The organism is Nitrospira sp., from assembly GCA_016715825.1.
Taxonomy (GTDB): domain Bacteria; phylum Nitrospirota; class Nitrospiria; order Nitrospirales; family Nitrospiraceae; genus Nitrospira_D.
Genome location: JADJXO010000006.1, coordinates 84,790 through 104,230 on the forward strand (window position 1 = coordinate 84,790; position 19,441 = coordinate 104,230).

General features: G+C 51.4%; 23 protein-coding genes and 4 pseudogenes. All 27 read left to right on the forward strand.

The window, feature by feature from the left end; all coding sequences use genetic code 11:
* Positions 1-15 precede the first annotated feature (15 nt).
* A pseudogene (gene rpoC, locus IPM58_13580) lies at positions 16-4,129 on the forward strand (DNA-directed RNA polymerase subunit beta').
* A gap of 178 nt (positions 4,130-4,307) precedes the next feature.
* Positions 4,308-4,679: a 30S ribosomal protein S12 gene (locus IPM58_13585; protein MBK9308078.1), complete on the forward strand. Its 372-nt coding sequence runs from the start codon at positions 4,308-4,310 to the stop codon at positions 4,677-4,679.
* A gap of 58 nt (positions 4,680-4,737) precedes the next feature.
* Complete coding sequence (rpsG, locus tag IPM58_13590) at positions 4,738-5,208, forward strand: 30S ribosomal protein S7 (GenBank protein ID MBK9308079.1); 471 nt, start codon at positions 4,738-4,740, stop codon at positions 5,206-5,208.
* 111 nt (positions 5,209-5,319) lie between these two features.
* Positions 5,320-7,389: an elongation factor G gene (fusA, locus tag IPM58_13595; protein MBK9308080.1), complete on the forward strand. Its 2,070-nt coding sequence runs from the start codon at positions 5,320-5,322 to the stop codon at positions 7,387-7,389.
* Between the two features lie 31 nt (positions 7,390-7,420).
* Entirely contained in the window at positions 7,421-8,626 is a 1,206-nt protein-coding gene (gene tuf / locus IPM58_13600; protein MBK9308081.1) for an elongation factor Tu, read from the forward strand.
* 42 nt (positions 8,627-8,668) lie between these two features.
* A complete protein-coding gene (rpsJ, locus tag IPM58_13605; protein ID MBK9308082.1) occupies positions 8,669-8,980 on the forward strand; it encodes a 30S ribosomal protein S10 in 312 nt (103 codons plus the stop codon).
* Between the two features lie 69 nt (positions 8,981-9,049).
* On the forward strand, positions 9,050-9,670 hold the full coding sequence (gene rplC, locus IPM58_13610) for a 50S ribosomal protein L3 (GenBank protein MBK9308083.1): 621 nt from the start codon (positions 9,050-9,052) through the stop codon (positions 9,668-9,670).
* Between the two features lies 1 nt (position 9,671).
* Positions 9,672-10,295, forward strand: coding sequence for a 50S ribosomal protein L4 (rplD, locus tag IPM58_13615; protein ID MBK9308084.1), 624 nt, complete (start codon positions 9,672-9,674; stop codon positions 10,293-10,295).
* Complete coding sequence (locus tag IPM58_13620; protein MBK9308085.1) at positions 10,292-10,585, forward strand: 50S ribosomal protein L23; 294 nt, start codon at positions 10,292-10,294, stop codon at positions 10,583-10,585. Before rplD ends, IPM58_13620 begins: the two co-directional genes overlap by 4 nt.
* Positions 10,586-10,633: 48 nt before the next feature.
* Positions 10,634-11,476, forward strand: coding sequence for a 50S ribosomal protein L2 (gene rplB, locus IPM58_13625; protein MBK9308086.1), 843 nt, complete (start codon positions 10,634-10,636; stop codon positions 11,474-11,476).
* Positions 11,469-11,756 carry a 30S ribosomal protein S19 gene (rpsS, locus tag IPM58_13630; GenBank protein ID MBK9308087.1) on the forward strand — a complete coding sequence of 96 codons (288 nt, stop codon included), beginning with the start codon at positions 11,469-11,471 and terminating at the stop codon, positions 11,754-11,756. Before rplB ends, rpsS begins: the two co-directional genes overlap by 8 nt.
* A 41-nt stretch (positions 11,757-11,797) precedes the next feature.
* Positions 11,798-12,154, forward strand: a complete 357-nt coding sequence (gene rplV / locus IPM58_13635) for a 50S ribosomal protein L22 (protein ID MBK9308088.1) — start codon at positions 11,798-11,800, stop codon at positions 12,152-12,154.
* A gap of 30 nt (positions 12,155-12,184) precedes the next feature.
* A complete protein-coding gene (gene rpsC, locus IPM58_13640; GenBank protein MBK9308089.1) occupies positions 12,185-12,856 on the forward strand; it encodes a 30S ribosomal protein S3 in 672 nt (223 codons plus the stop codon).
* Between the two features lie 12 nt (positions 12,857-12,868).
* Positions 12,869-13,285, forward strand: a complete 417-nt coding sequence (gene rplP, locus IPM58_13645) for a 50S ribosomal protein L16 (protein ID MBK9308090.1) — start codon at positions 12,869-12,871, stop codon at positions 13,283-13,285.
* A 46-nt stretch (positions 13,286-13,331) separates the two neighbouring features.
* Entirely contained in the window at positions 13,332-13,541 is a 210-nt protein-coding gene (gene rpmC, locus IPM58_13650; protein ID MBK9308091.1) for a 50S ribosomal protein L29, read from the forward strand.
* Between the two features lie 8 nt (positions 13,542-13,549).
* A complete protein-coding gene (rpsQ, locus tag IPM58_13655; protein ID MBK9308092.1) occupies positions 13,550-13,816 on the forward strand; it encodes a 30S ribosomal protein S17 in 267 nt (88 codons plus the stop codon).
* A gap of 51 nt (positions 13,817-13,867) precedes the next feature.
* Positions 13,868-14,236 (forward strand): 50S ribosomal protein L14, encoded by a 369-nt coding sequence (gene rplN, locus IPM58_13660; GenBank protein MBK9308093.1) that lies wholly within the window; start codon positions 13,868-13,870, stop codon positions 14,234-14,236.
* A 20-nt stretch (positions 14,237-14,256) separates the two neighbouring features.
* Positions 14,257-14,586, forward strand: coding sequence for a 50S ribosomal protein L24 (locus IPM58_13665; protein MBK9308094.1), 330 nt, complete (start codon positions 14,257-14,259; stop codon positions 14,584-14,586).
* 134 nt (positions 14,587-14,720) lie between these two features.
* Positions 14,721-15,242, forward strand: coding sequence for a 50S ribosomal protein L5 (gene rplE / locus IPM58_13670; GenBank protein MBK9308095.1), 522 nt, complete (start codon positions 14,721-14,723; stop codon positions 15,240-15,242).
* A gap of 45 nt (positions 15,243-15,287) precedes the next feature.
* The gene (locus IPM58_13675; GenBank protein ID MBK9308096.1) at positions 15,288-15,473 is read left to right on the forward strand and encodes a type Z 30S ribosomal protein S14; all 186 of its coding nucleotides are present in this window, start codon (positions 15,288-15,290) and stop codon (positions 15,471-15,473) included.
* A 49-nt stretch (positions 15,474-15,522) separates the two neighbouring features.
* Complete coding sequence (rpsH, locus tag IPM58_13680; GenBank protein MBK9308097.1) at positions 15,523-15,918, forward strand: 30S ribosomal protein S8; 396 nt, start codon at positions 15,523-15,525, stop codon at positions 15,916-15,918.
* A gap of 35 nt (positions 15,919-15,953) precedes the next feature.
* On the forward strand, positions 15,954-16,490 hold the full coding sequence (rplF, locus tag IPM58_13685) for a 50S ribosomal protein L6 (GenBank protein ID MBK9308098.1): 537 nt from the start codon (positions 15,954-15,956) through the stop codon (positions 16,488-16,490).
* A 9-nt stretch (positions 16,491-16,499) separates the two neighbouring features.
* Positions 16,500-16,864 (forward strand): annotated as a pseudogene (locus IPM58_13690) (50S ribosomal protein L18).
* Between the two features lie 92 nt (positions 16,865-16,956).
* A pseudogene (rpsE, locus tag IPM58_13695) lies at positions 16,957-17,467 on the forward strand (30S ribosomal protein S5).
* A complete protein-coding gene (rpmD, locus tag IPM58_13700) occupies positions 17,468-17,686 on the forward strand; it encodes a 50S ribosomal protein L30 (GenBank protein ID MBK9308099.1) in 219 nt (72 codons plus the stop codon).
* A pseudogene (rplO, locus tag IPM58_13705) lies at positions 17,683-18,131 on the forward strand (50S ribosomal protein L15). The gene rpmD and the pseudogene rplO overlap by 4 nt, the downstream one beginning before the upstream one ends.
* Positions 18,124-19,404: a preprotein translocase subunit SecY gene (secY, locus tag IPM58_13710; protein ID MBK9308100.1), complete on the forward strand. Its 1,281-nt coding sequence runs from the start codon at positions 18,124-18,126 to the stop codon at positions 19,402-19,404. The pseudogene rplO and the gene secY overlap by 8 nt, the downstream one beginning before the upstream one ends.
* Positions 19,405-19,441 lie beyond the last annotated feature (37 nt).

The following is a 19,441-nucleotide window of genomic DNA, read 5'->3' on the forward strand; positions in this document are numbered from 1 at the left end:
GAGGAGGTCACTACCTTGGAAGGCGTATATACATTGTTCGAGAAGCAGCGGGATTCTGTGTCGTTCGATTCGATGCGTATTCGCATTGCATCGCCCGAGAAAATCCGCTCGTGGTCGTATGGCGAGGTCAAAAAGCCGGAGACGATCAATTATCGGTCATTCAAGCCGGAAAAAGACGGGCTGTTCTGTGCCAAGATTTTTGGTCCCACGAAGGACTGGGAGTGCAATTGCGGTAAGTATAAGCGGATGAAGCACCGCGGGATTGTCTGTGATAAGTGCGGCGTTGAGGTCATTCAATCGAAGGTCCGTCGTGAGCGTATGGGCCATATCGAACTAGCTGCGCCTGTCGCGCATATTTGGTTTTTGAAGGGGGTCCCGAGTCGAATCGGAACCTTGCTCGACATGAGCCTCAAGCAACTGGAAAAGATTCTCTATTTCGAAAGCTATGTCTGTGTGGATCCAGGTTCGACGGAGCTTGCTGAGAAAGAGCTGGTTCCGGAAGATAAGCTCCGCACGCTCATCTCGGAATTTGGATCAAGCGGGTTTAAGGTCGGTATCGGTGCTGAAGCCATTCGGGATTTACTGAGAAAGATCGATATTCATGCGCTGTGGGATGATCTCCAAGTAAAAGCGAAGGCGTCAACTTCGGCTGCGATGAAGAAGAAATATGCCAAGCGCTTGAAGGTCTTGGAAGCGTTCCGCAAGTCCGGGAATAAGCCGGAGTGGATGATCATGGATGTTATACCGGTCCTTCCTCCGGAGTTGCGTCCCTTGGTTCCGCTCGATGGCGGACGGTTTGCCACATCTGATTTGAATGATCTCTATCGTCGTGTGATCAATCGAAACAATCGCCTCAAGCGATTGATGGAGCTGAAGGCTCCCGGCGTTATTATTCGAAATGAAATGCGGATGCTGCAAGAGGCTGTCGATGCATTGTTTGATAACGGTCGCCGTGGACGTGCCATTCGTGGTCCCAACAAGCGTCCGCTGAAATCGCTCAGCGACATGTTGAAGGGGAAGCAAGGGCGGTTCCGTCAAAACCTGCTGGGGAAACGGGTCGATTACTCCGGCCGTACGGTCATCGTGGTTGGCCCAGAGCTACGCCTCCATCAATGTGGGTTGCCTAAGAAAATGGCGCTCGAGTTGTTCAAGCCGTTCATTTTTCACAAGCTGGAGGCGCGAGGGGCGGCCACCACCATTAAAAGCGCGAAACGGCTGGTTGAAAAAGAGCGACCGGAAGTTTGGGATGTTTTGGATGAAGTGATTCGAGAGCATCCGGTGTTGTTGAATCGTGCTCCCACGCTTCACCGATTGGGTATCCAAGCCTTTGACCCTGTGTTGGTCGAAGGGAAAGCCATTCGATTGCATCCGCTCGTCTGTGCAGCCTTCAATGCCGACTTTGACGGAGATCAGATGGCGGTGCACGTGCCATTGTCCGTCGAAGCGCAAGTTGAAGCGCGGGTATTGATGATGTCGATCAATAACATTCTCTCACCGGCCAACGGCAAACCGATTGCCGTGCCGTCACAGGATATGGTGCTGGGGTGCTACTGGCTGACCAAGGAACGATTGGGCGCTAAGGGTGAGGGGAAGGTATTTGGGTCTCCCGAAGAGGTTCGGATTGCCTTTGATGCACGCGAGGTAGAAGAGCATGCGAGAATCAAGGTGCGCATCGCGGGCGCGCTGGTACAAACGACCGTCGGCCGTGTGTTGTTATCCGAAATCCTTCCTGCGGGCTTGCCATTCGCAAATGCGAACAAGCTGATGACCAAGAAGGAGATGACGAAGCTTATCGATTCCGTCTATCGTCAGACCGGTCACCGTGACACCGTCGAGTTTCTTGATAAGATCAAGGACCTTGGATTTACCAATGCCACGAGGGCTGGGTTGTCGATCTGCATCGATAATATGCATATCCCGAGCAAGAAGGAAGACTTTATCGGGAAAGCGCAACGTGAAGTGAGCGAGATCGAGAAACAATATTCAGACGGCTTGATCACCAACGGAGAGCGGTACAACAAGGTGATCGACATTTGGGCGCACGTTACTGAGCAAGTCGCCAATGAGATGATGAAAGAGCTCGGTGCGGGAGGCGATCCAGCGAAGGAGGAATCGTTCAACCCGATCTTTATGATGGCGGATTCCGGTGCTCGAGGGAGCTCGCAGCAAATCAGGCAATTGGGCGGATGCGTGGACTGATGGCCAAGCCGTCCGGTGAAATTATTGAAACTCCGATCACAGCCAACTTCCGCGAAGGGTTGACGGTGTTGCAGTACTTCATTTCGACTCACGGTGCTCGTAAGGGACTTGCCGATACGGCATTGAAAACTGCCAACTCGGGGTATCTTACGAGGCGTTTGGTTGATATCGCTCAGGATGTCATTATTAATGAGATCGATTGCGGAACGCGTGACGGTATTCTTGTCAGCGCGTTGGTCGAAGGCGGTGAAATTATCCAGCCGATAGAGGAACGCGTACTTGGTCGTTTGGCGGCAGAAGACATTCGCGATCCCGTTACAGGTGAGATCATTGTATCCTGGAACGAAGAGATTAATGAAGAGTTGACTAAATCGATCGTGGAAGCAGGAGTTGACCGGGTCAGAGATTCGGTCGGTCCTAACGCCAATCGCCGCGTGGTGTGTGCCGTGCCTGTTATGGCCGTGATTTAGCGCGTGGGCGTTTGGTTGAAAAGGGTGAGCCGGTCGGTGTCATTGCCGCGCAGTCCATTGGTGAGCCGGGTACGCAGTTGACGATGCGTACGTTCCACATCGGAGGTACGGCGAGTAAGGTTGTTGAGCAGACGGTCCTTGAGGCAAAGCATGCCGGACGAATCAAGTTTATGAGCTTCGATGCGAAGAAAAATACGGACGTTCACAACGCCGGGATTGCGGTTCGAAACAAAGAGGGTGAGTGGGTTGTGATGAATCGCAACACGAAGATTGCAATTGTTGACGACAGTGGGCGAGAGCGTGAGAAGTATCCAGTCGTGTACGGAGCCAAAATAAAAATCAAGGATGGCGATCCAGTCGTTGTGGGTCAGAAGTTGGTCGAATGGGATCCGTATTCTCTCACGATTCTGACTGAAGTTGGTGGAAGAGTCGCTTACGGTGATATCGTTGAGGGTGTCACCATGAAAGACGAATTTGATGAAGTGACCGGCTTGTCGCGTAAGGTCATCATCGAGCATACTGGTCAGACGCTTCGGCCTCGAGTGTCTATTAAAGACGAGGGCGGAAAGACGGCCAAAGCTGCTGGCGGGTCGAGCGCGGTTGCCCGGTACTTACTGCCAGTTGGCGCGCATATCTTTGTCGAGAAGGGCGCCACTGTGTTTCCGGGGGATGTGTTAGCAAAGATTCCTCGTGAGACGACGAAGACCAAAGATATCACTGGTGGTCTGCCACGTGTGGTTGAGCTTTTCGAAGCACGGAAACCAAAAGAGCAAGCCGTTATTACCGAAATCGATGGAGAAGTTTCATACGGCGGCTTCGTGAAGGGCCAACGAAAGGTCCTCGTCGATAATAAAATGGGTGACGTGAAGGAGTACTTTATTCCCAAGGGGAAGCACGTCAATGTGCATGAAGGTGATTGGGTGCGAGCTGGGGAGCCATTGATGGATGGATCGGCGAATCCTCATGACATCCTTGATGTGCTTGGGCCGAATGAATTGCAAAAGTATCTCGTTGATGAAGTGCAGGATGTGTATCGATTGCAGGGCGTGTCGATTAATGACAAGCATATTGAAATCATCGTCAGGCAAATGTTGCGGAAAGTGCGGGTTGAAGACCCTGGTGATACGCAGTTTTTGCCGGGTAGCCAGGTGAGCAAGAGTGTCTTTGAAAAAGAAAATGAACGAGTTCTTGAGAAGGATGGAAGTCCGGCCCTCGGCAAACCCGTTTTACTTGGCATTACGAAGGCCGCGTTGACTACCGACAGCTTTATTTCGGCGGCCTCCTTCCAGGAGACGACGCGTGTTCTCACGGAGGCGGCGATCAACGGTCGTGAGGATGATCTGTTGGGGTTGAAGGAAAATGTTATCGTAGGTCGCCTGATTCCAGCCGGATCGGGATTTGAAGAGTATCGTGACACATTTGTCATTAGCGAAAAACCGGAACCTGTACCAGTGGGTGTAGGTTCTGCAGGAACAGCTACCACACCAGATGCTACGGCCCCAGCAGCTACCGGAGAAGCAGCTCGATCTTGACGAAAATGAAACTTCTCCACTTGACAGCCGTATAGTTGATCATTATAATCCTGCGGCTTTGGGCTTGCGTGTAAGTAATTTTGGTTTTTGAAGAAGGTCTAAACAGATGCCGACAATTAATCAGTTGGTTCGGAAAGGGCGAGTTTTTGTGAAGGCAAAAACCAAGAGCCCAGCGTTGAAGTCTTGTCCGCAGAAAAGAGGTGTGTGCTTACGGGTCTACACAACAACGCCCAAAAAGCCAAATTCGGCCTTGCGAAAAGTTGCTCGTGTTCGTCTCACGAACGGGATGGAGGTTACGACCTATATCCCGGGGGTGGGTCATAATCTTCAGGAGCATTCAATTGTCCTCGTGCGAGGAGGGCGTGTTAAAGACCTTCCTGGTGTGCGATACCATTTGGTTCGCGGGGCGCTGGATGCAGTAGGGGTGGCGGATAGAAAGCAGAGCCGCTCAAAGTACGGCGCGAAGCGGCCTAAATAGTAAGTGGGTAGGCGGACTGGTTGCCTGACTCTAACCAAGACATCAACAATAGGACATTATGCCACGCAGTAGATTTTTGGGCCAACGGGAAGTGCTTCCAGATGTGCGGTATCGCGACAAGCTGGTGGGGAAATTTATTAATACATTGATGATCAACGGGAAGAAAAGTACTACTGAGCGCATCTGTTACGGGGCATTCGATGCCATTCAGGAAAAGACTGGTGGCGACCCGCTCAAGGTGTTCAAGGCTGCGGTTGACAACGTGAAGCCGATAGTTGAGGTTAAATCTCGTCGTGTTGGTGGAGCTTCGTATCAGGTTCCCGTTGAGATCAGGCCGGCGCGTCGTGTTTCGTTGGCGCTTCGTTGGTTGTCGCAATTTGCGCGTACGCGAGCCGGTAAGAGTATGCGAGAGAAACTTGCAGCCGAGCTATTGGATGCATCAAATAATACCGGGGCTGCAGTGAAAAAACGGGAAGACGTACATCGGATGGCAGAGGCGAATAAGGCATTCGCCCATTATCGCTGGTAGCGTCGTTCTGTGCTGCAGTCGGGCCGTGCTGCGATCGCAGGCTTGAGTGCTTAATATCGCAGCAGTGTGGTGCGGCTTGATCTGCGGCACAGCTGTTTTTAGGGGAGTAAAGTGGCGCGTCAAACATCGCTAGGACATACTAGAAACATCGGCATTATGGCTCACATTGATGCTGGGAAGACTACGACCACCGAACGTATTCTCTACTACACCGGCATGACTCATAAATTAGGTGAGGTTCATGAGGGTGCGGCGACTATGGATTGGATGGAGCAGGAGCGGGAGCGTGGTATTACGATTACATCTGCCGCGACGACCTGTTTCTGGCGTGACTATCGCATCAATATCATTGACACTCCGGGCCATGTTGACTTCACGATTGAAGTTGAGCGGTCGCTCCGTGTGCTTGATGGGGCAGTGGCAGCTTTCGATTCCGTGCAGGGCGTTGAGCCTCAGTCTGAGACGGTTTGGCGACAGGCGGATAAATATCATGTGCCACGCATTGCCTTCATGAATAAGATGGATCGGGTAGGGGCTGATTTTTATGGAAGTGTTCAATCGATCATTGATCGCCTCGGTGCCAAGCCTGTCCCGATTCAAATTCCAATCGGCCGGGAAGCTGAGTTTCGGGGAGCAATCGATCTCGTTCGGATGAAGGGGTATTTCTACGACGACGAGACATTGGGTGCTAAGTACAAGGTGGATGAGATTCCTTCTGATTTGCTCGCCCAGGCAACTGAATATCGAGAGAAAATGCTCGACGCAGTCGCGGAGTTTGATGACCAAGTGATGGAAAAGTACCTGAATGGCCACCCGTTGACAGAGGAAGAAGTGATGCGTGCAATCCGTGCCGCAACCATTTCTATGAAAATTACACCGGTCCTCTGTGGTTCTGCCTTTAAAAATAAGGGAGTACAACAGCTGTTGGACGGCGTAGTGGATTACCTTCCGTCACCTCTTGATATCCCTCCAGTGAAGGGAGTTGAGCCGAATAGCGGTAAAGAGGTCGAGCGTAAGGCGGATGATGCTCAGCCCTTTGCAGCGCTCGCATTCAAGATCATGTCGGATCCGTTTGCCGGTCAATTGACATACTTCCGTGTGTATTCAGGTACGCTCAAGACGGGTACCCCAGTTCTGAACGTGACGAGGGGGACCAAGGACCGCATCGGGCGTCTCCTTAAGATGCATGCGAATAAGCGCGAAGATATTGATGAAGTTCATGCAGGAGACATCGCTGCAGCGGTAGGGCTTAAGGGGGCCACTACGGGGGATACGTTAGCTGATGAAAAGCAGCCTGTCCTGCTGGAGGTTATGAAGTTTCCTGAGCCGGTTATTGCGATGGCGATCGAGCCCAAGACTAAGCAAGATCAGGAAAAAATGGGCTTTGCTCTACAGAAGTTATCTCAAGAGGATCCCTCGTTCCGTGTGCGGACTGATGAGGAGACTGCTCAGACGATCATTGCCGGCATGGGGGAGTTGCATCTCGAGATCATTGTCGATCGAATGTTGAGGGAATTCAAGGTTGAAGCGAACGTAGGGAAGCCTGAAGTTGCCTTTAGAGAAACGATACGACGAAAAGCAGAGGCGGAATCGAAGTACATCAAGCAGACTGGTGGTCGCGGTCAATATGGGCATGTTGTGCTGACGGTGGAGCCTGCGGAGCCTGGGAAGGGTCTGGAGTTTGTGAACAAAATTGCTGGCGGAGCGATTCCAAGAGAATACATTCCTGCCATTGAGAAAGGGGTTCGTGAGCGGATGGAGACCGGAGTTGTTGCGGGCTATCCTCTTAGGGACGTGAAAGTGACCATTATTGATGGATCGTATCATGATGTGGATTCCAATGAGATGGCGTTTAAGATTGCCGGTTCCATGGGTTTCTCTGATGCGTGCAAGAAGGCCGATCCAGTTTTGCTTGAACCCATCATGAAAGTTGAGGTCTTGGTACCTCAGGAGTTTATGGGGGATGTTATTGGGAACCTAAATGGTCGGCGGGGTAAGGTGCAGGGCATGAAGGTTCGTGCTGGAGCGCAAGCGATTGATGCCGCTGTGCCATTGATGGAGATGTTCGGCTATGCGACCGACCTCCGGTCTCGAACGCAGGGTCGTGCTACCTACAGTATGGAGTTCGATCGCTACGAGCAGGTGCCCAAGAACATTGCGGAAGCCATTATTAAGAAGTAGGGGTTACTGAAATACGGGAGGGAGTTGGGTTATGGCGAAGGCGAAATACGAGCGGAAGAAGCCGCACGTGAACATTGGGACGATCGGGCACGTGGATCACGGGAAGACGACGTTGACGGCAGCGTTGACGAAAGTGTGTGCGGACAAAGGGATGGCGAAATTCATCAGCTATGACGAAGTGGCGAAAGCCTCGGAGAGCCAAGGGCGCCGGGACGCGACCAAGATCATGACCATTGCCATCAGTCACGTGGAATACGAGACCGACAACCGGCACTATGCACACGTGGATTGTCCGGGCCATGCCGACTACGTCAAGAACATGATCACCGGAGCGGCCCAGATGGACGGGGCGATTCTGGTGGTGAGTGCCGCGGACGGCCCAATGCCGCAGACCCGCGAGCATATTCTCTTAGCCCGGCAGGTCGGGGTGCCCTACATCGTCGTGTTCTTGAACAAAGCCGACAAAGTCGACGACAAAGAGCTGTTGGAGTTAGTGGAGTTGGAAGTGCGGGAGCTGCTCTCGAAGTATGGGTTTCCGGGGGACAAGACCCCGATCATTCATGGCAGTGCGTTGCAGGCCATGGAGGGCAACCAGGGGCCGTTGGGCGTGCCGGCCATCATGCAGTTGCTCGAGGCCGTCGACACCTACATTCCGACACCGCAGCGGCCGATCGACAAGCCGTTTCTCATGCCGATCGAAGACGTCTTCACCATCAGTGGCCGCGGGACCGTCGTGACGGGGCGGTGTGAGCGCGGGATCGTGAAAGTGGGGGATGAAATTGAGATCGTGGGATTGCGGGCAACGCAGACCACCATCGTCACCGGGGTGGAGATGTTCCGCAAAGTGCTCGATGAGGGGCAGGCGGGAGACAATATTGGGGTGTTGTTGCGCGGGACCAAGAAAGAGGATGTGGAACGGGGGATGGTGTTGTCGAAGCCGAAGAGCATCACGCCGCATACCAAGTTTAAGGCGGAGATCTATGTGTTGACCAAGGAAGAAGGGGGGCGGCATACGCCGTTCTTCAATGGGTATCGGCCGCAGTTCTACTTCCGGACGACGGACGTGACGGGGGTGGTGCAGTTGAATCCGGGGGTGGAGATGGTGATGCCGGGGGACAACGTGAGTGTGACGGGGGAGTTGATCAGTCCGATCGCGATGGATCAGGGGTTGCGGTTTGCGGTGCGCGAGGGCGGGAAGACGGTCGGCTCGGGGGTCGTGACGGAAATTCTGGCGTAACGAATCTGGCAAGCGTCCAGTGGATGGATTAGGAGTAACGACGTGAAAGTCGATCAGCGAATTAGAATTAGGTTGCGAGGTTTTGACTATCGAGTTCTCGATCAGTCTGTAAGTGAAATTGTTGAAACTGTTCGGCGTAGTGGAGCAAGGATGGTTGGGCCGATTCCACTTCCCACTCGAATCGAGAACATTACGGTTGAGCGATCGACGCATGCCGATAAGAAATCGCGTGAACAATTTGAAATGCGTACTCACAAGCGGCTCCTCGATATCATGGAACCAACTCCTGAGACTATGGACTCGTTGATGAAGCTCAATTTAGCCGCTGGTGTGGACGTCGAGATAAAGTTATGAGTCCTGGGTGCTAAGCGCTCAATTTTTAAGCGATAGCACGCAGAACGCAACATACAGTACTGGACGAATATGACAAACGGACTGATCGGGAAGAAGCTCGGGATGACGCAAGTGTTCGATGAAAGTCGGTTGACTCCGGTGACTGTGATTGAGGCGGGTCCTTGTAGAGTTGTCGCGGTGCGGACGAAGGAGCGAGACCGGTATGAAGCGATTCAACTTTCGTTTGGTGAAGTCAAAGAGCGAAAGCTTTCGAAGCCAGAACTTGGTCATCTGAAGAAGAATGATGCCCCGCCTAGCCGTATCTTACGTGAATTCAAGAAGGACGGTGAGGCGGCAGTGGGGCAGTTAGTCACGGTGGAGATGTTTAAGAGAGGGGATTGGGTTGACGTGATCGGTGTGTCGAAGGGAAAGGGGTTCCAGGGCGTTGTTAAGCGACATCATTACGCTGGCGGTCCTGAATCTCACGGCTCCATGTTTCACAGAGCTCCTGGATCAATTGGAGCAAGTTCGTTCCCGTCTCGTGTTTGGAAGGGGAAAACGCTCCCAGGTCATATGGGATCAGAGCGGATTACGGTTCATCGTTTGAAAGTCATTGAGTCCCGATTGGAAGAGAATCTCCTGTTTGTCCGCGGGGCGATTCCCGGAGCGGCGAACGGCGTTGTTGTCGTGCGTAAGTCAAAGAAGAGTTAGCATGCCTACTATTGATCTGGTGGATTTACAGAAAAAAAAGGTGGGGACTGTTGATCTGTCTCCACAGGTCTTTGGATGCGAATCGCGTGCCGCGTTGGTCCATGAGGTAGTGATCATGCAGCGTGCATGCGAACGCAGAGGTACGGCCTCGACTTTGCGCCGAGGTGAGGTGAGTGGGTCTGGAAAGAAGCCTTGGAAGCAAAAGCATACCGGACGTGCAAGAGCCGGTTCGCTTCGCTCTCCGGTTTGGCGGCACGGTGGAAGTGTCTTTGGGCCGAAGCCTAGGAGCTATGCCTACTCGATCCCGAGGAAGAAATATCGGGCAGCTCTTCAGAGTGCTTTATCAGCCAAAGTCGCCGAGGGGAAATTGTTTGTCGTGGCAGATCTATCTCTACAACAGCCTAGGACGAAATTGTTGGCTCAAGCATTAAGGCACTTCTGTGGAAGTGAGCATGTGTTGGTGATCAGCGGGAAGTCGCAGACAGAAATTTTCCGGGCAGCTGAAAATCTGACCGATGTTAAGGTTCTTAGTGCCGATCAACTGAACGTCTATGATATTGTGCGTGCTCATGTGATTTTGATTTCACAGGGAGAGCTTGGCCCTGTGAGTGAGGCCTGGTCATGAAGGTAGATATGCATAGGATCCTGGTTCAACCGTTATTGACTGAAAAGATCACTGGGCTTCGAGAGAAGACTAACACGGTGGGTTTCGTCGTTCATCGTGAGGCTAATCGTGTTCAGATCAAGCAAGCCGTTGAGGCGCTTCTTAAGGTTAAAGTTGAGAAGGTGAATCTGGTGAATGTTCGCGGCAAGGTGAAGCGGCTTGGTCGTTTCTCTGGTAAGCGGTCTGATTGGAAAAAGGCTTTTGTCACGCTCAAGGAAGGCGAAAAATTGGAGATGTATGAGAGTGCCTAACGCTGAGCACGTTCGAGTCAACGAGGAATTGAGCGTAAGAGGTAGTGTATGGGATTAAAAGTGTATCGTCCAACATCTGCAGGTCGTCGAGGTATGACGGCTGTGGTGTCTAAGGATCTCACGAAGAAGAAGCCTGAGAAGTCATTAACTTCATTCCATTTGCGGAGTGGTGGCCGGAACAATAATGGGCGGGTAACAGTCCGGTTTCGTGGGGGTGGGCATAAGCGACTATATCGTGTGATTGATTTTCGTCGGGACAAGGTTGGTGTGCCTGCGAAGGTTGCAGCGATCGAATATGATCCGAATCGATCTGCAAGGATTGCGTTGCTGAAATATCGCGATGGGGAGAAACGATATATCTTGGCTCCCGTGGGTCTTAATCTGAATGATGAGGTTCAATCCGGTTCGCAGGCAGAGATTCGACCTGGGAATGCGCTTCCATTGAGCAACATGCCTCTTGGCACGACGATCCATAATTTGGAAATGAAGGCCGGCAAGGGTGGGCAGTTGATCCGAAGTGCCGGTGGCTTCGCACAGGTTATGGGGCGTGATGGGGATTATGTGCAGGTTCGCCTAAAGTCCGGTGAAATGCGCCGGATTTTGGGTGTCTGCATGGCCACCGTTGGGCAAGTGGGAAACGTTGATCATGAGAATATTAGCGTTGGGAAAGCGGGACGCAGTCGATGGAAGGGGAAGAGGCCGCACGTTCGTGGTGTGGTCATGAACCCGGTTGATCACCCGCACGGTGGTGGAGAAGGTAAGTCGGGGCAGGGGAATCCTCATCCTGTTTCCCCCTGGGGTCTTCCAACAAAAGGCTACAAGACCAGGCAGAATAAAAAGACTGAAAAGTTTATCATCGCTCGACGAAAGTCAGGGGTGCGCAATGCCTAGATCGGTAAGTAAAGGAGCGTTTATCGACGATCATTTGCTGAAGAAAGTTGAGCAGATGAATCAGGTAAAAGATCGTAAGCTGATTAAGACCTGGTCGCGTCGTTCGACGGTTGTGCCTGATATGATCGGTCATACCTTTGCCGTTCACAATGGGAAGAAGTTTATTCCCGTGTTTGTAACGGAAAACATGGTTGGTCACAAGCTTGGTGAATTTTCCCCCACGCGTTTCTTTAAAGGACATGGCCAGGCCAAAACGGAGAAGGCTGTTGCGCTGAAATAGAAGATTGACGGGTCTCGGTTCACCGATTACAGGGTTTGAAGATGACTGAAGCACATGCAATTTTAAGGTTTGTTCGTGTTGCGCCGCGTAAAGCAAAGCCAGTGATCGATATGATTCGTGGCAGGCAAGTACCGATGGCGTTGGCAATTTTGAAGCATACTCCGAGACATGCAGCTAGAGTTGTGGAAAAAATCGTCCGTTCTGCCGTGGCAAATGCTGAATTGAAGGAGATGGGAGATAGCGAATCCATGGTCATCTCCAAGGCGTTTGTCAATTGTGGTCCAACCTATAAACGTGTCCGGGCTAGGTCCATGGGTCGGGCAAATGCAATTCAGAAGCGTACGAGTCATATCACTGTTGTTGTGGCGGCGCCTGAAAATCAGAACAAGCGAAAATAGACCATTCTTCTTTATTGAGGCACATAGCGCATGGGGCAAAAAACACATCCTATAGGTTATCGTCTGGGTTATAACTATACGTGGAGCTCCCGTTGGTATGCGGGAAAGGACTATGCCAAGCTTCTCCATCAGGACGTCAAAATTAGAAAGATGGTCAAGGCAAGGCTTTACCATGCTGGAGTGGCGAAGATTGAGATTGAACGTTCTGGTGATCAGACTAGGGTGATCATTCATACCGCTCGCCCAGGGATCATTATTGGTCGGAAGGGCGCAGAGGTTGATAAGTTGAAGGCGGACCTCGAGAAGCAATATGGCGGGCAGGTCTACATCACCGTAAAGGAAATAAAAAAACCTGAACTAGATGCCCAGCTTGTCAGTGAAAATGTCGCGACCCAACTTGAGAAGCGGGTGGCATTTCGTAGAGCGATGAAGCGCAGCGTTCAGTCTGCTCTGAGGCTTGGGGCTCAAGGTATCAAGATTATGGTCGCTGGTCGGTTGGGTGGTGCTGAAATTGCGCGAACCGAGTGGTATCGAGAGGGGCGCGTTCCATTGCACACGCTTCGTGCGGAAATTGACTATGGATTTGCTGAAGCGCATACGACGATGGGGCAGATTGGAGTGAAAACCTGGATTTATAAGGGGGAGCTCCTTCCTGTTCAGCCTATAAAAGCAGAGTCATCATTGGATCGCAGGTTTGGGTGAGGAGATCGAATAGTGTTAGCGCCTAAGAAAGTTAAATTCAGAAAAATGCAAAAAGGCCGGATGACGGGCAAGGCCTACCGCGGCGGCAGAATCACTCTAGGAGAATTCGGCCTAAAGGCCTTAGAGCCAGGCTGGATCACCAGTCGTCAAATTGAAGCTGCACGTATTGCCATTACCCGGCATGTGAAACGCGGTGGACAGGTCTGGACCCGTATTTTTCCAGACAAGCCCATTACGAAAAAACCAGCAGAAACCCGAATGGGAAAAGGAAAAGGTAATCCTGAGTATTGGGTGGCTGTCGTAAAGCCTGGTCGTATTCTGTATGAGATGGATGGCGTGACCCAAGAAACTGCTCGAGAAGCGTTTCGTCTCGCGTCCCATAAGTTGCCCATAGCAACAAAATTGGTTGTACGCGGAGAATTCGGATAGGTTCTTGCGGGTGTGACCAGAAGTCAGGAGTGTTGGGTATATGGCGTTGGATGTTAAAGAGCTGAGAAATATGACGGCAGACGAACTCGCCGACAAGGAAAAGCAGCTTGTGCAAGAACTGTTCAATCTGCGCTTTCAGTTCGGTGCTGGTCGCCTTGAAAATCCTATGCAGATTCGGAAAACCAAGCGGGATATCGCCCGGGTGAAGACAATTCTTCAGGAGGGGATGGACCGAGCTGAAGGGCCTAAGAGGTAAAGGACGCTATGGCTGAAGTTGTGAAGCGTCGTCATTGGTATGGCGATGTGGTTAGTAATAAGATGCAGAAGACCGTCGTTGTAGTTGTTTCACGGTCGGTCGTTCATCCGATCTACAAAAAAGTTCTCAGGCGGGTGACAAGATTGAAAGCGCATGACGAAGGTGGCATCTGTAAAGTGGGGGATCGGGTCAAGCTTGTCCAGAGCAGACCGCTAAGCAAAGAGAAAAATTGGCGTGTCGTTCAGGTCATGGAAAAGGGGCAACCGGAAAAATAGATAAGGCTTCTCAAGAGCCTCTTTACTTGTAACACCCGTAGGAAGATCGCAATGATTCAGAATTATACCTATATGGATGTCGCTGATAATTCCGGCGCGAAGCAAGCCATGTGCTTTCATGTTTTTGGCGGAACCAGGCGACGTTATGCTTCGTTGGGCGACGTTGTGGTGGTAGCTGTCAAAGAAGCTATCCCTCAGGCAAGCGTCAAGAAAGGCGATGTGAGTCGGGCAGTGATTGTTCGAACGACGAAAGAGGTTCGCCGGGAAGATGGATCGTATATCAAGTTCGATCGGAATGCTTGCGTCCTGATCAATAAAGAGGGCGAGCCAATTGGAACACGCATTTTTGGTCCTGTTGCCCGTGAACTCCGCTGGAAAAAATTCATGAAAATCATTTCTTTAGCACCTGAAGTTTTGTAAAGAAGCGAGCGAGGAGTATCGTGGAAGCGCTGAGAAAAAGTAAAATTCGAAAAGGAGATACGGTCGTCGTGATTTCTGGCCGTGAGCGAGGCAAGACAGGGAAGGTCCTTTCGATTGACCTTCGTGCTGGTAAGGTGATCGTCGAGAAATTGAATATCATTAAGCGACACACAAAACCAAATCAGAAGGTCAAGCAAGGCGGCATATTGGAGCGAGAGGCTCCTCTGCAGATCTCCAACATCATGTTTTTTTGTCCAGTGAGTCAAAAAGGTACAAGAGTCGGGATTCGAACTTTAGAAGATGGGCGACGAGTGCGCTTTAGCAAGAAATCCAACGAGACTGTGGAATAGGTTAGGTGATGGCCAAGGAACCAAAAAGTCGATCAAGTAAACCGTCGGAACGAAAGAGCGCGAAGAAAGAAGCCTCAGCTCCTCAGTTAGACCAGGGGAGCGAGGAATCCAAGTTCCGTCCAAGGCTTCGTGACATGTACGAGCAGCAGGTCGTTCCAGCGCTCATGAAAGAATTTGGGTATGGGAACGTGATGCAAGTGCCGAAGCTTGAGCGGGTGGTGTTGAATGTTGGAATGGGCGAAGCCATTCAGAATGTCAAGCTTTTGGAGAGTGCAGTAACAGAATTAGGCATGATTACTGGTCAAAAGCCTGTGATCACGAAAGCAAAAAAGGCCATCGCTGGTTTCAAGCTAAGGCAGGGGCTGCCGATTGGTGCGAAGGTCACACTGCGTAGTCGGCGCATGTATGAATTCTTCGACCGGTTGGTCTCATTGGCACTTCCCCGTATTCGTGACTTTCGGGGAGTGTCACCGAAAGCGTTCGATGGTCGAGGTAATTACACGCTTGGATTGAAAGAACAACTTATTTTCCCTGAAATTAAATATGACGAAGTGGCTTCAATTCATGGGATGGATATTACAGTGGTCACCTCGGCCAAGACAAATGATGAAGGCAAAGCCCTTTTGAAGCACCTCGGTATGCCGTTTCGTACGTGAAACACGACAGAACTGTGATGGTTTTTCGGGATAGGAGGAGTGCTTGTGTCACGATTAGCGCTAAGAAATAAGGCAGCCGCGAAACCAAAATTTTCCACGCGAGAGTATCATCGCTGTGGTGTGTGTGGTCGAGTGCGAGGATATCTGCGGCGTTTCCGGATGTGTCGGATCTGTTTTCGCGTGATGACGTTGCGTGGGGAGATTCCCGGGGTTCGGAAATCGAGTTGGTAGCAGGTACTTCCGTTCCAATGACCGTCAACAGAGAATAGAAGGGTATCGTATGGTTACTGATCCAGTCGGTGATCTTCTTGTTCGTTTGAAGAATGGTGCTCAGCGTCGTTTTGAAACCGTCACCGTCCCAACCTCAAAACTCAAACGTGCTATTTTGGAGATCTTGAGGAGGGAAGGTTATCTTGATTCGATCGACGATGAAGTGCGGGATGGTCATCCTGTTCTAAGTGTTCGGCTTCGATATGTAGGTGAGGGGCAGCCCATGATTACGGGGTTGGAGCGTATCAGCAAGCCAGGGCGTCGTGTCTATGTGGGAACTCAAGAGATTCGAAAGGTTCGTAATGGCATCGGTCTCTCAATCCTTTCCACTTCAAAGGGAATTATGACTGATCAGGAGTCGCGTAAAAATCATCTAGGGGGCGAAGTTTTGTGCTCAGTGTGGTGAGCTGGTTCACTCTCGACCGAAGGATAGAATAAGCCATGTCTCGTATTGGGAAAAAGCCGATTGCCATTCCTGGTGGGGTGGAGGTCAAGGTTGCTGGGTCAACGGTTTCAGTGAAGGGACCCTTGGGTAAGCTGGATTGGTCTCTCAAGGATGGCGTGAAAGTAGCTGTGAATAATGGTCAACTCATCGTCGATCGCGCAAGCGAAGATCGAAAGGTGAGAGCGTTGCATGGTCTCACTCGTGCTGAACTGAGCAACATGATTCAGGGGGTTACGAAGGGATACGAACGTTCTCTTGAAATTACGGGAGTTGGTTATAAGACTCAACTCCAAGGTCGGACGTTAAGCTTCAACGTTGGGTACATTAACCCGGTGATGTATCAGGTTCCGACCGGTATTGATGTGAAGGTTGATAAACAGACGCTCATTAATGTCAAAGGCGTCGATAAACGTCTCGTAGGGCAGGTTGCGGCAGATCTACGAGCCATTAAACCGCCAGATGTGTACAAGCAAAAGGGCATTCGGTACGCAGGTGAAGTCTTGCGTAAAAAAGAAGGCAAGACAGGAAAGTAGGAATCACCAATGAATTCAGCTAACAAGGTTCAACAGCTTGAGCGACGACGACGGAGAGTGCGAAAGTCGATTCTCGGGACAGCCGAGCGGCCACGATTGAACGTCTTTAGAAGCGCGGCGCATATTTATGCCCAAGTTATAGACGATATTCAGGGGAAAACATTAGCCGCTGCTTCGTCCCTGGATAAAGCGCTTCGAAAATCCCTTCAGTCGACCGGTGGGGTTGAGGCGGCGAAAGCAGTCGGTAAGTTGATAGCCGACCGAGCCAAGGCCGCAAGGTCACCGCGGTAGTTTTTGACCGTGGTGGACGGATGTATCACGGCCGCATCAAAGCACTCGCGGATGCCTCTCGTGAAGGGGGATTGAAATTCTAAGCTCAAGATGAAGTATGAGGCTTGTACCGTGTCGAAGGTAAGCCTCTTAATGAAATGAATGGTCGACGAATTTAGGACTGAGGGGTAAGAGCGTGCGAGTCAATCCCGATGAACTGAGTCTGAAAGACAAGGTCGTTTTTATCAACCGTGTGGCAAAGGTCGTGAAGGGTGGGAAGCGTTTCAACTTCTGCGCTCTTGTGGTCGTTGGAGACGGTCACGGATGGGTGGGAATTGGGAAAGGCAAGGCTGCTGAAGTCCCCGTTGCGATTTCCAAAGCTGTCGAACAGGCCAAAAAACATCTCGTGCATGTCCCCCTCAAGGGAGGAACGATTCCACATGAAGTCCATGGCCTCTTCGGGGCAGAGCATGTGTTGCTGAAACCTGCTGTTGATGGAACCGGGATCATCGCGGGAGGGGCTGTGCGTGCCGTTGTAGAGCTGGTCGGGGCTCACAATATCATTGCCAAAACTCTTGGGCGAGGCAATCCGTTCAATACAGTTCGCGCAACACTCGACGGTCTGACTCAAACTCAGAAACTTGGATGATGTCCTTCGCTTCCGCCGCCAGGCCGTTGATGAAGGGCGAGAAAGGGCGACGGTTTAAATGGGCGCAGCACAGTCATCTAAAGCTCCTGCAGTGAAACCTCAGCATGTGCGCGTGACGCTGAGGCGTAGTCCAATAGGTACGCCACAAGGGCATCGTCTTGTCTTGCGTGGGTTATGGCTTCGACATATTCGGCAGACGGTCGTTCGTCCTGATACTCCACAAGTGCGAGGGATGATTCATAAAGTCGGTTATCTGCTCGAGGTTGTCAGACCATGAATCTTCATGACTTAAGCCCTGCAAAAGGGGCGACAAAACGACGCAAACGAATCGGCCGGGGCCCCGGATCCGGTCATGGGAAAACGGCGACCAAAGGGCATAAGGGTATCCTGGCCCGTTCCGGAGGAGGGAAGCGCCCAGGGTTCGAAGGCGGACAGATGCCGTTAGTGCGGCGACTCCCAAATTTGGCTTTAGAAATCCATTTCGGGTGGACTATGCGATTGTGAATCTTGCAAAGTTTGCAGAATGGAAAAAGAACGAGACCATCACTCCGCAGGTAATGGTTGATGCTGGCTTGGTGAAGAGGAAAAACCTGCCGATCAAAATTCTGGGGAACGGTGAGTTCAAACAGGCACTCGTCATCCAGGCCCATAAATTCAGTAAATCTGCAGAAATGAAGATCCAAGCAGCCGGAGGGCGAGTCGAGGTTATCGGCGGTGCTTGAACGGCTCGTCACCAGTTTTCAGAATATCTTTAAGATCCCCGAGCTTCGGACTCGTGTTTTGTTCACGCTCGGCATGCTGGTGGTCTACCGTGTCGGGTCTCATATACCGACGCCCGGAATCAACGGTGATGCGCTATCTGAGTTTTTGCAAAAGCAGGGTGGCGCGCTGCTGGGGTTCCTCGATATTTTTTCAGGCGGGTCGTTGTCGCGTCTGACGATCTTTGCGCTGGGCATCATGCCCTATATCAGCGCGTCGATCATACTTCAATTGCTGACGGTCGTCATTCCGCACTTGACCAAGTTAGCTAAGGAGGGTGAGCGAGGCCGAAAAAAAATTATTCAGTATACACGGTTTGGAACGATCGGCATTGCTCTGATTCAAGGGTTTGGTATTGCAGTTGGATTGGAGCAAATGAATCAAGGGGCATTCGTGCTCACTGCAGGCTGGGGATTTCGTCTTATGACGGTCATCACGCTTACAGCTGGGACTGGTTTCCTGATGTGGTTGGGCGAGCAGATCACCGAGCGTGGGGTGGGGAACGGGATTTCGTTGATCATTTTCGCTGGGATCGTCGCGCGTCTGCCATCAGCCGTCGCCCAGACGTATAACCTTTATGAGATCGGTCAGCTCAATGCGTTCCTGCTCGTGGCTCTAGCTGTGTTGATGGTTGTGGTCGTGGCCGCGATCGTATTTTTGGAAAGCGGCCGACGAAAAATACCGGTACAGTATGCAAAGCGCGTCGTTGGGCGAAAGGTTTATGGAGGGCAGAGTACGCATATTCCGTTGAAGATCAACACCGCAGGTGTGATTCCTCCCATATTTGCGTCGTCCATCATTGCGTTTCCTGCTACCATCGCAGGGTTTTTTGAAACGCCATGGGTCAAGGCGATTGGGGTACAACTGGCTCCCGGTTCACTACTCTATACATTGATGTATGTGGGGTTAATCATCTTTTTCTGTTTCTTCTATACGGCGGTTGTTCTGAATCCCGTCGATATGGCTGACAATATGAAAAAGTATGGAGGGTTTATCCCTGGGATTAGGCCTGGGCAGCGAACGTCTGATTATATTTACAACGTCTTGACGAAGATCACATTTGCAGGAGCCATTTATCTCGCGGTTGTCTGCGTGATTCCAGAATTCCTCATTTACAAGCTGAATGTTCCCTTTTATTTTGGTGGCACTTCGCTGCTGATTGTGATCGGTGTGGGTCTTGATACTGCTCAGCAGATTGAATCCCACATGTTAATGCGCAACTATGAGGGTTCTTAGGAAAAGGGATGGCCCCGTTACGTGGAAGAAGTGGGTA

What these genes read in the sequence shown, in the direction of transcription:
- IPM58_13585 (MBK9308078.1), top strand. Translation starts at nt 4,308, where the DNA reads ATGCCGACAATTAATCAGTTGGTTCGGAAAGGGCGAGTTTTTGTGAAG.
- rpsG (MBK9308079.1), top strand. Translation starts at nt 4,738, where the DNA reads ATGCCACGCAGTAGATTTTTGGGCCAACGGGAAGTGCTTCCAGATGTG.
- tuf (MBK9308081.1), top strand. Translation starts at nt 7,421, where the DNA reads ATGGCGAAGGCGAAATACGAGCGGAAGAAGCCGCACGTGAACATTGGG.
- rplC (MBK9308083.1), top strand. Translation starts at nt 9,050, where the DNA reads ATGACAAACGGACTGATCGGGAAGAAGCTCGGGATGACGCAAGTGTTC.
- rplD (MBK9308084.1), top strand. Translation starts at nt 9,672, where the DNA reads ATGCCTACTATTGATCTGGTGGATTTACAGAAAAAAAAGGTGGGGACT.
- IPM58_13620 (MBK9308085.1), top strand. Translation starts at nt 10,292, where the DNA reads ATGAAGGTAGATATGCATAGGATCCTGGTTCAACCGTTATTGACTGAA.
- rplB (MBK9308086.1), top strand. Translation starts at nt 10,634, where the DNA reads ATGGGATTAAAAGTGTATCGTCCAACATCTGCAGGTCGTCGAGGTATG.
- rpsS (MBK9308087.1), top strand. Translation starts at nt 11,469, where the DNA reads ATGCCTAGATCGGTAAGTAAAGGAGCGTTTATCGACGATCATTTGCTG.
- rplV (MBK9308088.1), top strand. Translation starts at nt 11,798, where the DNA reads ATGACTGAAGCACATGCAATTTTAAGGTTTGTTCGTGTTGCGCCGCGT.
- rpsC (MBK9308089.1), top strand. Translation starts at nt 12,185, where the DNA reads ATGGGGCAAAAAACACATCCTATAGGTTATCGTCTGGGTTATAACTAT.
- rpsQ (MBK9308092.1), top strand. Translation starts at nt 13,550, where the DNA reads ATGGCTGAAGTTGTGAAGCGTCGTCATTGGTATGGCGATGTGGTTAGT.
- rplN (MBK9308093.1), top strand. Translation starts at nt 13,868, where the DNA reads ATGATTCAGAATTATACCTATATGGATGTCGCTGATAATTCCGGCGCG.
- rplE (MBK9308095.1), top strand. Translation starts at nt 14,721, where the DNA reads ATGTACGAGCAGCAGGTCGTTCCAGCGCTCATGAAAGAATTTGGGTAT.
- rpsH (MBK9308097.1), top strand. Translation starts at nt 15,523, where the DNA reads ATGGTTACTGATCCAGTCGGTGATCTTCTTGTTCGTTTGAAGAATGGT.
- rplF (MBK9308098.1), top strand. Translation starts at nt 15,954, where the DNA reads ATGTCTCGTATTGGGAAAAAGCCGATTGCCATTCCTGGTGGGGTGGAG.
- rpmD (MBK9308099.1), top strand. Translation starts at nt 17,468, where the DNA reads ATGGGCGCAGCACAGTCATCTAAAGCTCCTGCAGTGAAACCTCAGCAT.